The 12,891-nt window shown below is 58.4% G+C and carries 13 protein-coding genes; 9 read left to right on the top strand and 4 right to left on the bottom strand.

The genetic code is table 11. From position 1 onward, the window contains the following. Positions 1-2 precede the first annotated feature (2 nt). Positions 3-1,076 (bottom strand): mechanosensitive ion channel family protein, encoded by a 1,074-nt coding sequence (locus tag R1T46_RS01570; RefSeq protein WP_317307103.1) that lies wholly within the window; start codon positions 1,074-1,076, stop codon positions 3-5. Positions 1,077-1,188: 112 nt separating this feature from the next. Here R1T46_RS01570 and R1T46_RS01565 point away from each other — a divergent pair, with 112 nt between their 5' ends. Together R1T46_RS01565 and R1T46_RS01560 are read left to right on the top strand one after the other, a co-directional pair. Continuing rightward, on the top strand, positions 1,189-2,031 hold the full coding sequence (locus R1T46_RS01565; protein ID WP_317307102.1) for a hypothetical protein: 843 nt from the start codon (positions 1,189-1,191) through the stop codon (positions 2,029-2,031). After that, on the top strand, positions 2,028-2,714 hold the full coding sequence (locus R1T46_RS01560) for an NAD-dependent epimerase/dehydratase family protein (protein ID WP_317307101.1): 687 nt from the start codon (positions 2,028-2,030) through the stop codon (positions 2,712-2,714). Before R1T46_RS01565 ends, R1T46_RS01560 begins: the two co-directional genes overlap by 4 nt. A 3-nt stretch (positions 2,715-2,717) precedes the next feature. On the opposite strand, the gene R1T46_RS01555 is transcribed toward R1T46_RS01560, so the two are convergent. Then, complete coding sequence (locus R1T46_RS01555) at positions 2,718-3,512, bottom strand: enoyl-CoA hydratase/isomerase family protein (protein ID WP_317307100.1); 795 nt, start codon at positions 3,510-3,512, stop codon at positions 2,718-2,720. A gap of 248 nt (positions 3,513-3,760) precedes the next feature. Here R1T46_RS01555 and R1T46_RS01550 point away from each other — a divergent pair, with 248 nt between their 5' ends. The 6 genes from R1T46_RS01550 to R1T46_RS01525 are packed head-to-tail and all read left to right on the top strand — an operon-like array spanning position 3,761 to position 10,384. Next, entirely contained in the window at positions 3,761-4,576 is an 816-nt protein-coding gene (locus R1T46_RS01550; RefSeq protein WP_091643347.1) for an ABC transporter ATP-binding protein, read from the top strand. Then, complete coding sequence (locus R1T46_RS01545; RefSeq protein WP_036202727.1) at positions 4,576-5,454, top strand: branched-chain amino acid ABC transporter permease; 879 nt, start codon at positions 4,576-4,578, stop codon at positions 5,452-5,454. Before R1T46_RS01550 ends, R1T46_RS01545 begins: the two co-directional genes overlap by 1 nt. 1 nt (position 5,455) lies before the next feature. Beyond that, positions 5,456-6,499 (top strand): branched-chain amino acid ABC transporter permease, encoded by a 1,044-nt coding sequence (locus tag R1T46_RS01540; protein ID WP_036202730.1) that lies wholly within the window; start codon positions 5,456-5,458, stop codon positions 6,497-6,499. A gap of 59 nt (positions 6,500-6,558) precedes the next feature. Continuing rightward, the gene (locus R1T46_RS01535) at positions 6,559-7,767 is read left to right on the top strand and encodes an ABC transporter substrate-binding protein (RefSeq protein ID WP_075195351.1); all 1,209 of its coding nucleotides are present in this window, start codon (positions 6,559-6,561) and stop codon (positions 7,765-7,767) included. 8 nt (positions 7,768-7,775) lie between these two features. After that, a complete protein-coding gene (locus R1T46_RS01530; protein ID WP_036202733.1) occupies positions 7,776-8,585 on the top strand; it encodes an ABC transporter ATP-binding protein in 810 nt (269 codons plus the stop codon). Further along, complete coding sequence (locus tag R1T46_RS01525; RefSeq protein ID WP_036202736.1) at positions 8,582-10,384, top strand: AMP-dependent synthetase/ligase; 1,803 nt, start codon at positions 8,582-8,584, stop codon at positions 10,382-10,384. The genes R1T46_RS01530 and R1T46_RS01525 overlap by 4 nt, the downstream gene beginning before the upstream one ends. Here the strand turns inward: R1T46_RS01525 and R1T46_RS01520 are convergent. Beyond that, positions 10,370-10,714, bottom strand: coding sequence for a DUF1127 domain-containing protein (locus R1T46_RS01520; protein WP_051946521.1), 345 nt, complete (start codon positions 10,712-10,714; stop codon positions 10,370-10,372). The two genes, R1T46_RS01525 and R1T46_RS01520, sit on opposite strands and share 15 nt — an antisense overlap. A gap of 116 nt (positions 10,715-10,830) precedes the next feature. Here R1T46_RS01520 and R1T46_RS01515 point away from each other — a divergent pair, with 116 nt between their 5' ends. Next, positions 10,831-11,721 (top strand): LysR family transcriptional regulator, encoded by an 891-nt coding sequence (locus tag R1T46_RS01515; protein ID WP_075195350.1) that lies wholly within the window; start codon positions 10,831-10,833, stop codon positions 11,719-11,721. 178 nt (positions 11,722-11,899) lie between these two features. Here the strand turns inward: R1T46_RS01515 and R1T46_RS01510 are convergent, their stop codons facing one another. Further along, positions 11,900-12,880 carry an XdhC family protein gene (locus R1T46_RS01510; protein ID WP_126810707.1) on the bottom strand — a complete coding sequence of 327 codons (981 nt, stop codon included), beginning with the start codon at positions 12,878-12,880 and terminating at the stop codon, positions 11,900-11,902. Between the last annotated feature and the right edge of the window lie 11 nt (positions 12,881-12,891).

The raw sequence follows: 12,891 nt of genomic DNA, 5'->3' as shown, positions 1-12,891 counted from the left end.
GGTTACTGGTCGGGCGTTTCCACCAGCCTGGCACGAACCCTTGGTAGATGCGCCGGAAACTGCGCCTGTATAAAGGTGATCAACCCCTCGCGGATGGCGCAGCGGAGATTCCAGAGTGAGCTTGAGTCCCTGGCACTGAGCAGGAAGCGCACCTCGATATTGGCCTCGCCGGCTTCGGTCACCTGCACGATCTTGGTCTTCCCGTCCCAGTCCGGCGCCTGTTCCAGCAGTCTCTCAAACTCGGTTCGTAGTGGTTCGATAGGCATGGAATAATCGACGGTGATGAACACCGTTCCCATCATTTCAGTGTCGTTTCTCGACCAGTTCTGGAACGGGTTTTCGATAAACCATTGCAGCGGAACCACCAGCCGTCGCAAATCCCAGACCCTCAGCACCACGTAGGTGGCAGTGACTTCCTCCACCCAGCACCATTCGCCCTGTACATGCAGCACATCATCGATTCGGAACGGCTGGGTGAGGGCAATCTGCATGCCCGCCAACAGGTTGCCCAACACCGGTTTGGCGGCGAAGCCGAGAATAATGCCGCCAATGCCCGCCGAGGCCAGCAGGCTGCTGCCAAGATGACGAACCGGCTCGAACGTGACCAGTGCGGCGCCCAGGCCCACGATGACGATGAGAATGTTCAGCACCCTCACCAGGAAGCGCGTTTGTGTCTCCACTTTGCGGGCGCGTTTCCACTGGCCTTCCAGGACTGGATTCAGAGAGACGATGACGTCGCCGATGGCTGACGTGCAGCGCACCAGCGCCCAGGTGACGGCCACAATCAGCAGCAGCGTGGCGGCGTGGCGGAAGTGGTTGATCAGAGGCAGGTTCTGGGACGCCGCTTCCAGGATGGCGTTGAGCACCACCAGGGTAATGGCAATGCCCAGAGCGGTTGATGAGGCATCCAGGAACAGGCGGGGAACTGTTTTGCTGCGGGTTAAGCGTTGAACCGTTGCCAGCAACCCCTTGTACACAAGAAAGGTGATAGCCATTGAGAGCAGGACGGTAACGCCCGGGTGCCACCAGGCTTCAAGGCCTGCCTTCAGCGTGTTCAGGGTTTCAAAATCAGTCATGGGCGATCGGCATTGAATCAGCGGGTGGGCCAGTCTGTTGTTGTCGTCAGTTTAAACTGCTTTTCAATGGCGTGATATGGTTGCGCTTCGTTCCTTGCTCCAAAATGCGTTTATGAAACTGATCCTCAGCCGTAAAGGCTTTGATTCCTCCGCAGGCGGCTGTCCCAGCCCGGTGTTCCCTGACAGGTCTTTCTATACCCTGCCGATCCCGGACTCGCGTTCCCGGATCACCTACCATGATATCCATCACGATGGTCTGAATGTTGGCAAGCTGGTGGCGGACCTGACCGGCAACCGGCGTGGTGGCGCCCGAAAGGCCCACCTCGACCCGGACCTGATCGCTGACGCTTATCCCCGGGAAACCGGCTGGCGGCCCTGCCTGGGGCAAACCGGCGCCGCACAGGGGCACCTCCGTAAACAGCAGGTGGGGGTGGGGGATCTGTTCCTGTTTTTCGGTCTGTTTCGGGACGTGGAAAAACAGGGCAGACGTTGGCAGTTTGTAAAACAGGCCCGCCCGTTTCACGGGCTGTGGGGCTGGCTCCAGATTGGCTATGTTTACCGCATTGATGAGTTGTCGGATAGTGACCTGCGGTGGGCCCGCTACCATCCGCACTTCCATGGTCAGCCAGATGGTGGCAATACGCTCTATGTGGCCTCCGATGCCCTGCAGCTTGAGGGGCGATCAACCGGCCTTCCGGGTGCCGGGGTGTTTGGACGCCTGGAGGAGCGGCAACGCCTGACGGCACCGGATGCCGCTTCGACCACGCAATGGCGATTACCCGGGTGTTTCTATCCGGATTCGGCGGACACCGCGATGAGTTTTCACGGTAACCTCGCCCGCTGGTCCCGGGACGGGGAATACTGCACTCTGAAAAGTGCCTCGCGGGGGCAGGAGTTTGTGCTGGATACTAGTGGGTGTTCGGGTGTTGTTTCGTGGTTGAGGGAGATTCTATGAAAGTGATGCTATTGGGTGCCACTGGCCTGACCGGTGGCCAGGTGCTAGAAGGTCTGCTGGCGCGGGAAGACGTGTCATCGGTCGTCGCGCCCGTGCGTCGAGCGTTGCCGCTGAACCATGAAAAACTGCATCAGCAGGAAGTGGATTTCGACCGCCTGGATGAACACAGTGATCTGTTCGCGGTGGATGCCATCGTCTGTTGCCTGGGCACCACCATCAAGAAGGCCGGCTCTCGCGAGCAGTTCCGTAAAGTGGACTACGGTTACCCGATGAAAGCGGCGGAGCTTGGCCGGGCAAACGGTGCACAGGTATTCGTGCTGATGTCTGCCATTGCCTCCTCATCGTCTTCCACCGTTTTCTACAATCGGGTGAAGGGTGAACTGGAAGACGGCATAAAGTCGCTGGGCTATCCCTGCCTGTCCATCTACCAACCCAGTCTGCTGCTGGGCGAACGCAACGAGCAGCGCACCGTCGAAGCACTGGGCATAAAAGCCATGCCCCTCATCAACCGGGCGTTGATCGGCCCACTGGAAAAGTTTCGCGGTATTGAGGCGGTCACCGTGGCCAGGGCAATGGTTAATGAGGTGTCGGCGCTTGCTCAGCAGGCGCCCGCGCAATCGGAGGTTCGGGTACACGAGTACCCGGACATCAAGGCGTTGGCTGCCCAGGATGTAGCATCCTGACAGTCAGAATCCGTGGAACTCAGGGGGGCGCTTGGCCAGGAACGCGGCGACGCCTTCTGCGAAATCCCCGGTCCGGGTCAGTTCCAGGAACGCTTCCTTTTCGGCTTCCAGTTGGGCAGCCAACTGATCGCCACAGGCTCCGTCCGTAAGCCGTCGAAAGGCACCGAAGGCTCGGGTGGGGCCATTCGCGACGTTTCTCGTTATCTCAGTTACTCGTTTTTCAAAGTCGGCTTCCGTAACAGACTCGGTGATCATGCCCCAGTTCCTGGCTTCGGTCGCACTCAGGGTTCGGCCCAGCAGCATTAACTCGGCTGCCCGCCCAGCGCCGATCTTGTGGGCCAGGAACCAGCTACCACCACAGTCAGGAATGGCGCCAATGCCGTTGTAGGCCAGCAAAAACTTGGTGTCTTCCTGAGCAATGACAAGGTCCGCCATCAGTGCCAGGCTCAGCCCGGCACCAGCGGCAACCCCCTTGACCACCGCGATCACCGGGGCGTCCATGCTGCGCAACAGGAGGATGGCCGGGTTGACCGCACCCAGGATGGCGCTGACGGCTTTGCCCGCCTTTTCGGGAGAGCCGGTCATACTGGCGATATCCCCGCCCGCCATAAAAGCGCGCCCGGAGCCGGTCAGAACGATGCATCGAAGGCCTGACCGGTCTTTCAGTGCCTGAGCCTCCGCGAGAAAGGCTTCTGCCATGGGCACACTGATTGCGTTCAGGGCTGCTGGCCGGTTGAAAGTCATCGTTGCGATGCCCGTATCGGCGTCGAATTCGGTGGTTACCAATGAGTCTGACATGGTTGATCTTTCTCTCATCGTAGTGGGCCATGGTTTCATTATTTGTTCAGCGCCCTTCGGTGTCTGACAGGTAACAGGGTAGAAGGGTTTGCCCAATGTTGCCTGAATGGACTACTTTTAATCTGGATCGGGGATCTCCCGATGACAAGAAAAAACAACAACGACAATCATCTTCGGGCGTAAGATGGGTACCAGCAGGGCGTGTTCGCGAGCCTGTCTGCCCGGCGCCAGGGGTGCCGGGAGGTAATGTGAGCATCCTTGAGATCAGTAACCTGTCTCTCTCATTTGGTGGCGTCAAGGCGCTGCAGGATGTCAGTTTCCAGGTGCCTGAAAACACCGTCACGACCATTATCGGCCCGAACGGTGCGGGCAAGACCTCGCTTTTTAACTGCATCTCCGGCTTTTACAAACCGCAGCAGGGCACCATTCGCTACCATGGCCAAGAGTTGCCAGGCAGTATCAAGCCGCCGAGGCGAGCCGCACTTGGCCTTGCCCGAACCTTCCAGAACATAGCCCTGTTTCGGGGTATGACAGTACTCGACAACATCAAGCTTGGCGCCCATGTGCACATGAAGAGCGGACTGCTCAGTGCGCTGGTTTATTTCGGGCCGGCCCGCCGGGAGGAAATGGCTGTTCGCAGGGAAGTGGAAGAGCGGATTATCGACTTCCTGGAAATCGATCATATACGACGCCAGCCGGTGGCCAGCCTCTCATACGGGCTTCAAAAACGGGTTGAGCTTGCCCGGGCCCTAGCCATGCAACCAAAGGTGCTGATGCTGGACGAACCGGTGGCCGGCATGAATCGGGAAGAGAAAGAGGACATGGCCCGATTTATTCTGGATATCCGGGAAGAGTGGGGCATTACCGTGCTGATGGTAGAGCACGACATGGGCATGGTGATGGACATATCAGACCATATCGCGGTGCTGAATTTCGGCCAGGTTATTACCGAAGGCGTGCCGGCGGATGTTCAGAACAACCCCGAGGTGATCAAGGCTTATCTGGGCAACAGTGACATCGACAGTTTGCGAAGAAAGCTCAATCCAGAAGGGGAGGTTGCCTGATGGATTGGTTGTTCTTTGGTGAAATCAGCCTCGCCGGTTTGGCCATGGGCGGGCTTTACGCCCTTATCGCGCTGGGGTTTGTGATCATCTACAAGGCCACCCGGGTGATCAATTTTGCCATTGGCGAGATCATGATGTTTGCCGCCTATCTGTTCCTGGCCTTTGCTGGCGGCATGGAGTTATCACCATGGATTGCCCTGCCGCTGGCGGTGATCGGTGGCAGTATTCTGGGCGGTGTGATCGAGAAGACCATGATCCGGCCCATGCTGGGCGAGTCCCCCATCTCGGTGGTGATGGTCACCATCGGCATTGGCAGTATCCTGGTGGGCCTGGTGGAGTTCATCTGGACCGCCGACCCGCAGTTGTTGCCCCGTTTTCTGCCACGGGAGCCGGTGTTTATCGGCCCACTCTACCTCGCTCCAAAAATTGCCTACGGCTTTCTGATCGGTTCGGCCCTGCTCATTATTTATCTGCTTTATTTCCGCTTCTCCCGGGGTGGCGTGGCCCTGAGGGCAACGGCCTCGGATCAGGCGGCGGCCTATTCCATGGGCATTAACGTGCGCCGGGTATTCAACATGGCCTGGGTGTTTGGCTCTCTTGCGGCATCGTTGGCCGGTGTGTTGGTGGCCGCCACCGGCGGACTTAGTCCGCAGTTCGGGATCATTGGTCTGAGTGTGCTGGTGGTGGTGATCGTTGGCGGCCTGGACAGCATTCTCGGTGCCCTGGTGGCTGGCGTGTTCATTGGCTGGCTGGAAACGGTTGCCGGTGCCTACCTCGGGGGCGAGTACCGTATGCCGGCAACGTTCCTGGTGTTGGCGGTGATCCTGGTTATCCGCCCCTATGGCCTTTTTGGCACCCACGAAATAGAGCGAGTGTAAGATGCGCATCGGTGACGCGAAACAGAGTTACGAGGCCGATGAGGCAATCTGGACCAGCCAGACCCAAAAACTGTGGCTGGGTCTTTTCCTGCTGATTCTCATGGTGTTCCCGTTTGCCGTCGACTCTTACCTGCTGTACCTGGGCTGCCTGGTTGGCATTGCCGTAATCAGTACCACCGGCCTGAACATCCTGACCGGCTTTACCGGGCTGATTTCCCTGGGGCAGGCGGGGTTCATGGGCGTTGGCGCCTACACGGTGGCCTGGCTGTCCATCAACACCGGCCTACCGTTTCCGGTCACGCTGTTGCTGGCCGGGCTTATGGCTGCTGCCGTCGGGATTCTGGTGGGCCTGCCATCACTGCGGGTCAAAGGCCTGTATCTGGCCATCGCTACCCTGGCCGCGAGCGTGTTCCTGCACTTCATTTTTGCCGAGTGGGAATCCGTCACCGGTGGCATGGGTGGCCTGAGCCTGGAGCCAGCGCACCTGTTCGGGCTGACGTTCCAGAGTGATTTCATGATGTATTTCATCATCGTGCCGCTGGCGGTGCTGATGGTGCTGGCGGCCCGGAATGTGTTCCGGACACGAATCGGCAGGGCCTTTATTGCCATTCGCGACCGGGATATTTCCGCCGAGATTCTCGGCATTAACCTTCTGCGCTACAAACTGATGTCGTTCGCGCTCAGCTCGTTCTACGCCGGCGTGGCCGGTGGCCTGTTTGCCTATTTCTACCGTGTGGTTACCCCGGAGAGCTTTCCGCTTTCCATGTCCATTTTCTATCTGGCGGCGGTGATCGTGGGGGGCATGGGCAATCTGTTGGGGGGCATCCTCGGTGCTGCTTTCATGACCCTGGTGCCGGAAGCGCTGAAACTGCTGACGGCGGCCCTGACTCCGTTCTACCCCAACGCGCCCGTGTTCATGTCGCCGATGCTGGAAATCATTTTTGGCGCCCTGATCGTGGGCTTCCTGATTTTTGAACCTCATGGGCTTGCGGAAATCTGGCACCGTATCCGTCGCTTTTTCCGCCTCTGGCCGTTCCGGAATTAATGGTTCTCTCACGGGAACCCGTGCAACACCAACAACAAGAAGCCGCAAGGAGAATGAACATGTTCAGAAACATCCTCAAAAAAGGTCGCCGGCTTGCCGGGCTTGGTAGCCTGGTTGCTGCGCTGACAGTCGCCGCGCCGGTGATGTCACAGGACAAGGAGCCCGTCGTGTTTGGCGGCTCCATACCGCTCTCCGGCGTGTTCGCGTTTGCCGGTATTCACATCCACGCCGGTCTGACCGACTACACCAACTGGATCAACAGCCAGGGGGGCATCAATGGCCACCCGGTCGAGTATGTGATGGAAGACACCGCCTATGAGGTGGATCGTTCGGTGGCGGCCTTCAAGAAAATTTCCGGTAGCAGTTCCCCGGCTACCTATTACGGCGACAGCACCGGTTTCATGAAAGCCATTGCCTCTGAGCTCAATAGCCAGGGCAATACTCTGATGAGCGGAGCCTCGTTCGCCACTGCGCTGACGGATAACGAGCAATACCCTTACCAGTTCATTCCCGGCCCGAACTACAGTCAGATGTTCGGCATCATTCTGGAGTACATCGCCACCCAGGGTGAAGGCGGTGATATGCCTACCGTGGCCTTTGTTTACAGTGATACCGAATTCGGTAAGGACCCCATCGAAAACGGCAAAGCCCGCGCGGGCGAGCTGGGCATCGAGGTTGTCGAGGAGATCGTGACCAAGCCCGGCAGTGTGGATGTGTCCGCCGAGGTTCTGAAGCTTCGCCGGGTAAGACCAGACTATGTTGTGTTCCATGGCTACGTACTGTCGCCGATCAACGAGTTCATGGTGCAGATGCGCCAGATGGGCCTCGATACCCAGTTCATGGGCACCTTCTGGTCCTCGGACAAACTGATCATCGACAAGATGGGAGCGGATGCCGATGGCTACATGGGCGTAATGCCCTACAACTATTACGACAGCGAGGAAAGCGGGCCCATGCTTGATGCCCTCCGTGCCCAGGCGGAGAAGAGTGACCCGGAAGCGGGCTACCGTCCCACCGGCTACATGCAGGGATGGTTCAATGCCATGGTCTGGACAGAAGTGGTCAAGCGCACGCTCGATGCGGGGAAAGAACTGACCGGAGACAACATGGCAGAATCTCTTGCCTCTATTGAGGACTGGGATACTGGCGGCATCATCGGCATTCCGGTCACCGTGCGGAACATGTCCTTCCCGGTCGGCCGGATCTGGCGGGTGAATGCTGAAGAAGGTCGTTATGAGCCGGTATCGGACTGGATTCACCTCGACTGAGGGGCTGTATGGAAGCCTTACTGGAAATCGATAATATCGAGGTGGTCTACAACAAGTCGGTGCAGGTTCTTCGGGGCCTGTCGCTGCGGGTGCCGGAGGGCGCCATTGTGGCGCTCCTCGGTTCCAACGGTGCTGGCAAATCCACCACGCTGAAGAGTGTCTCCGGCCTGCTGACCCTGGAAGACGGGGAGGTGACCGCCGGGGAAGTACGTTTCCGGGGCAGGGATGTAAAAGGTACGCCTCCCGAAAAACTGGTGCGTAACGGACTCTTCCATGTCATGGAAGGCCGCCGTGTGTTTGAAGACCTCACGGTGGAGGAGAACCTGGTTGCCGCCACCTACGCCCTCAGTGGCAGCAAGCCCTCCCTGAGCGACAGCTACGAACTGGTCTATGACTATTTCCCGCGCCTCAGGGAACGTCGCAAGCAGTTGGCGGGTTACCTCTCTGGTGGCGAACAGCAGATGCTGGCTCTGGGCCGGGCGCTGATTGCCCAGCCGGACCTGATCATGCTTGATGAGCCGTCCCTGGGCCTGGCACCGCTGCTGGTGGAAGAGATTTTTACCATCGTGGCGCGGATCAACCGTGAACAGGGCACCGCGATTCTTCTGGTGGAGCAGAATGCGGCCGTGTCTCTGGCGATTGCCTCATACGGTTACATCATGGAGAACGGCAAGATCGTGATCGACGGCCCGGCGGATAAGCTTACGGCGAACGAGGACGTTCAGGAGTTCTATCTGGGTGTGGGCGGCAAGGAAGGTGAAGCCCGTAGTTACCGCGATATCAAGCACTATAAACGCCGTAAACGGTGGCTGTCATGACAACACCTTCCCTGCCTGATCTGACCCTGACCCAGATGCTGCGGGCCCATGCGCAAGAACGGCCGGATGCCCTGGCCCTGCGTCAGAAAGACTTTGGCATCTGGCAAGCCTATTCCTGGCGGGACTACTACAACCGCGCCCGGCATTTTGGTCTGGGGCTGCGCGCCATGGGGCTGGAGGAGGGTGGCCACGTGGCCATCATCTCGGAAAACCGGGTGGAATGGGTGATCGCCCAGATGGGTATTGGCATGGTGCGGGGCATCTGTGTTGGGGTGTACCCGACCAGTCCCTGGAATGAAGTGGCCTACGTTCTCGAACACAGCGATGCAAGCATTGTGGTGTGTGAGGATCAGGAGCAGACCGACAAGGTGCTGGAAGCCTGGCCCCAACTGCCCCAATTGAAGCACACCATTGCCATTGATATGAAAGGCCTTCGCTACTATCCAGAGCCCCCGGCGGCGTTCGAGGACATTGAGGCCAGAGGCCGGGAGTATGAAAAAGACCATCCCGGACTGGTGGATGAATTGCTGGATGGCCAGCGGATGGATGACACCGCCCTGATGATCTACACCTCCGGTTCCACCGGACGGCCGAAGGGCGCGATGATCAGTTGGGGCAATCTTCACGCTGCCGCTCCCGGTCTTATTGAATTGCTGCAGGCGGACGATCGCGGTTCTAGCCTTTCCTACCTGCCGCTGTGCCATGTGGCGGAGCAGGCGGTAACCAACATTGCGCCGGTTTACGCAGGCAGCTCCGTCAGCTTTGGCGAGAGCCTGCGGACCGTTCAGGAGGATTTGCGGGAAATTGCGCCAACCTTTTTCCTGGGCGTGCCCAGAATCTGGGAGAAGCTGCACTCCGCCATCTATATCAAGGTCCAGGAAACAGGGCGTTTCCGCCGGGCATTGTTCGATTGGGCCATCCGCGCGTGTTCGCCTATGGCGACCAAATCTCGGGCGCAGTGGAGCCTGAAAGAAAAAGGCCTGTACAGCCTCAGTTACTGGCTGGTGTTCCGGGCCCTGCAGAATTTCATTGGCCTGCGCCGATGTACCATCGCGATGACCGGAGCGGCCCCCATTTCCACCGGGATTCTGGAATTCTTCCGGACCATTGGTGTTCCGCTGCTGGAAGTCTATGGCCAGACGGAAAGTACCGGCGTGGCAACCGCACAGCCGGTGGATGACGTGAAGCTGGGAACCGTGGGTGTCGCGATCGCCGGCGTTGAGGTCAAACTCGGTGATCAGAACGAGATCATTATGCGCGGTGGCAGCATGTTCAAGGGCTACTACAAGAGCGACGCGGCGACTGCTTCTACCCTGAAAGACGGCTGGCTGCATACCGGCGACGTAGGCGAGTGGCGGAATGGCCAGCTCAAGATTGTCGACCGGCTGAAAGACATCATGATCACCGCCGGCGGCAAGAACCTGTCGCCGACGGAGATTGAGAACACCATCAAGGCCAGCCCCTATATCAAGGAATGCATTGTGATCGGTGAGGCCCGGAAATACGTTTCCGCCCTGATACAGATCGATTTTGACACGGTGGCCAAGTGGGCCGAACAGCAACGGATTGCCTATACCACCTTCCGCAGCCTGACAGAACAGGCGCAGGTGAATGAACTGATCCAGGCCGAGGTGAGCAGGGGTAATGATCAGTTACCCCAAGTGGCACAGATCAAGCGTTTCCACCTGCTCACCAAAGAGCTCGACCATGACGACGATGAAGTGACAGCCACCATGAAGGTGCGCAGAAGCAACATCTATGAGAAGTATACGGATGTGATCGAGTCACTTTACGTTTGAACAAACCCGCGCTCTGCGACATGCCTCCAGCGCCTTGAGGGCATCGACCTTCAGTGGGAGATTGAGCGCCCACTGAATATCCGTCCTCTCGAAGCCGATGTCCGCCAGCATCTCGTCATCTTCCTTCAGCAAAGGCAGGAACAGGCGACGAAAATGGTGCCTGCGCCGGAAGATTCTGACCCAGAACTCAACCGTTGCCATGAACGCCAGTGGCGGGGTGGCCGGCATGTAAAGCTCCAGCTCCGGGGGCTTGGCGGGGGCGTCTGGACGAAGCTGGGGGCGGCGAAAATCCTGATAATGGCTCATCGTTTCAATCTCCAGTTCAGTCATCAGTATGGGTGCCCTCGCGTGTTTGCGGGGGCATGGTTATCAGCATGCAACGTCACCTTTGATCAAACAAACGAAAAGATTTAACATCTGAGTTAAGAAAAATTGAAAGGTGGCTTATGAACAGTACCGAACTTGCGCCTAACCGCGAGGTTGGCCCGCTACTGGATACCGACGTATTGAGAACCTTCGTGGCCATTGCCGAGAGCGGAAGCTTTACCCGGGCCGCGAAGCAGGTTTTTCGCACCCCTTCGGCCCTGAGCATGCAGATCAAACGGCTTGAGGAAATTCTCGGTCATGTCCTTTTTGTGCGCGAAGCCCGTCGCGTCCGGCTGACGCCCGAGGGAGAAGTGCTACTGGGGTATGGCCGGCGACTGCTGCGATTGAACGAGGAGGCTATCCGGCAGTTCCTCTCTCCCGTTTTGGAAGGCCGGGTCAGTTTGGGCACTTCAGACGATGTGGGGAGCCGTATCCTGCCGGGCGTACTGGCGCAGTTCGCGCGCTCGTATCCGGCGGTTCAGGTGGATGTGGTGGTTGGCTCCAGTCAGCAGAACCTGGACCGGCTCGATGCGGGAGAGCTGGATATGGTGCTGGTCACCATTGGCAATGAGGGGCAGGAGCGACGCGGTGAAGTTGTACACACCGAACCGTTGGTGTGGGCCGGCCGCGAAGGGGGTGTCGCCGCCAACCGGTCACCCCTGCCGGTGGCGCTTGCCAGCCATGGTTGCGTATGGCGCCGGGCCGCGCTGACGGCCCTGGATGACGCCCATATTTCCTATCGGGTTGCCTACACCTGCGATAATTGCTTCGGCCAGGAAGCGGCGATGTTGTCGGACCTGGCGGTTGCACCGTTCCCCGTCAGCCTGGTGCGCCCGCCGCTACGAAAACTCGACCGGGAAGGGCTGCCGGCGCTGGCGGAGTATCAGATTGCACTGGTGCGAAGTGGCAGCAACCCGGTCAACGACGCGCTGGCGGGGCATGTGAAGGATGCGTTTCTGGATTGGAGGTGATTGTGATTGGGAGATAACCCGGACCAATCCGCCCGCACAGATGCCTAAAAAACGATCTTTTCGCATAGATAATTGGCGAAAGTTCATTGAACTTCCAGCATTCGATGCGAATGCATAGTTTTGTAACTTCAGCTATTGCGCTGGATAACACAAGGTGGCCTACGTCAGAACTGGCTCTTCAGGTGAGTGACGAAGCGTGTGAAGAGCATGAGCGGCGCGACATCAGTGATGGCAAAGAGTTTTCCGAGCGGTAGGCGAATGTGATCTCAGCGAGAATGGAAATTGCAATTTCTGTCGGCGTCATCGCCTTGATATCCAGGCCCACGGGGCCATGAATCCTGTCTACCTCTTTCCCGAGCCCCAGGCCTTCAAGCTGGCAGATGCGGTCTTCGTGGGTGCTGCGACTGCCCAAAGCGCCAATATAGAAACAATCCGAGGTCAGTAATGCCTTTAGAATAGCCGGTTCCCAGTCATGCTCATGGAATAGCAGGACGGCAGCCGTCCAGGCATCCACCTGGGCCGCGTCAATCACTTCCGGGCTCGTCAGGGCGCTCGCTTCGATCCCCTCCGAATAACAGTCCTCACGGGTTTTGCGGTCCGGTGATAGTACGTCCACTTCATAATCCGTTGCCGCGCCTAGGCTGGCGAGCGCTGCGGTATTGGGCCCTTTTCCTATAATCAGTAAGCGACGTCGTGGCAGATACCAGCGCCTGAACACGCCATTGTTCACAGGCTGGTCATGGTTTATCACCGTCTGGTGTCTACCGGTTTCGAGACAGGTATCCAGGGCAACGGGAGTCCGGGACCTGAGATACGAGTTGATCTGCCGTGCCGTTTCGTCGCACAACGTCACGTCAATATAAATGTCGATCCCTGCGCCACAGGGCAACTGAATATCCATGTAGGGAGAGCCAACCCCCAGACGGATCTGTCGGTTGGCCTGGGCTTCGAGGGCGGCAACGGCTTCGGAAACAATGACGGATTCGGCACACCCACCGGTCAGGTAGCCCACCGAGCGGCCGTCCTCGGAGACCACCATCTGACTTCCCAGAGGCCGCGGCGATGAACCGGTATTGGCAATCAGGGTGACCAGCGCCACACGTTGGCCGTCTTCCCGGTGAGCGATGAAGTCTGTGATCAGATGTTCGAGGGATCTCATGGTTATTGTGG

It is taken from the genome of Marinobacter salarius, from assembly GCF_032922745.1.
Classification (GTDB): Bacteria; Pseudomonadota; Gammaproteobacteria; order Pseudomonadales; family Oleiphilaceae; genus Marinobacter.
The sequence above is the reverse complement of the archived record's forward strand: the minus strand, read 5'-3'. Positions and strand labels throughout refer to the sequence as shown.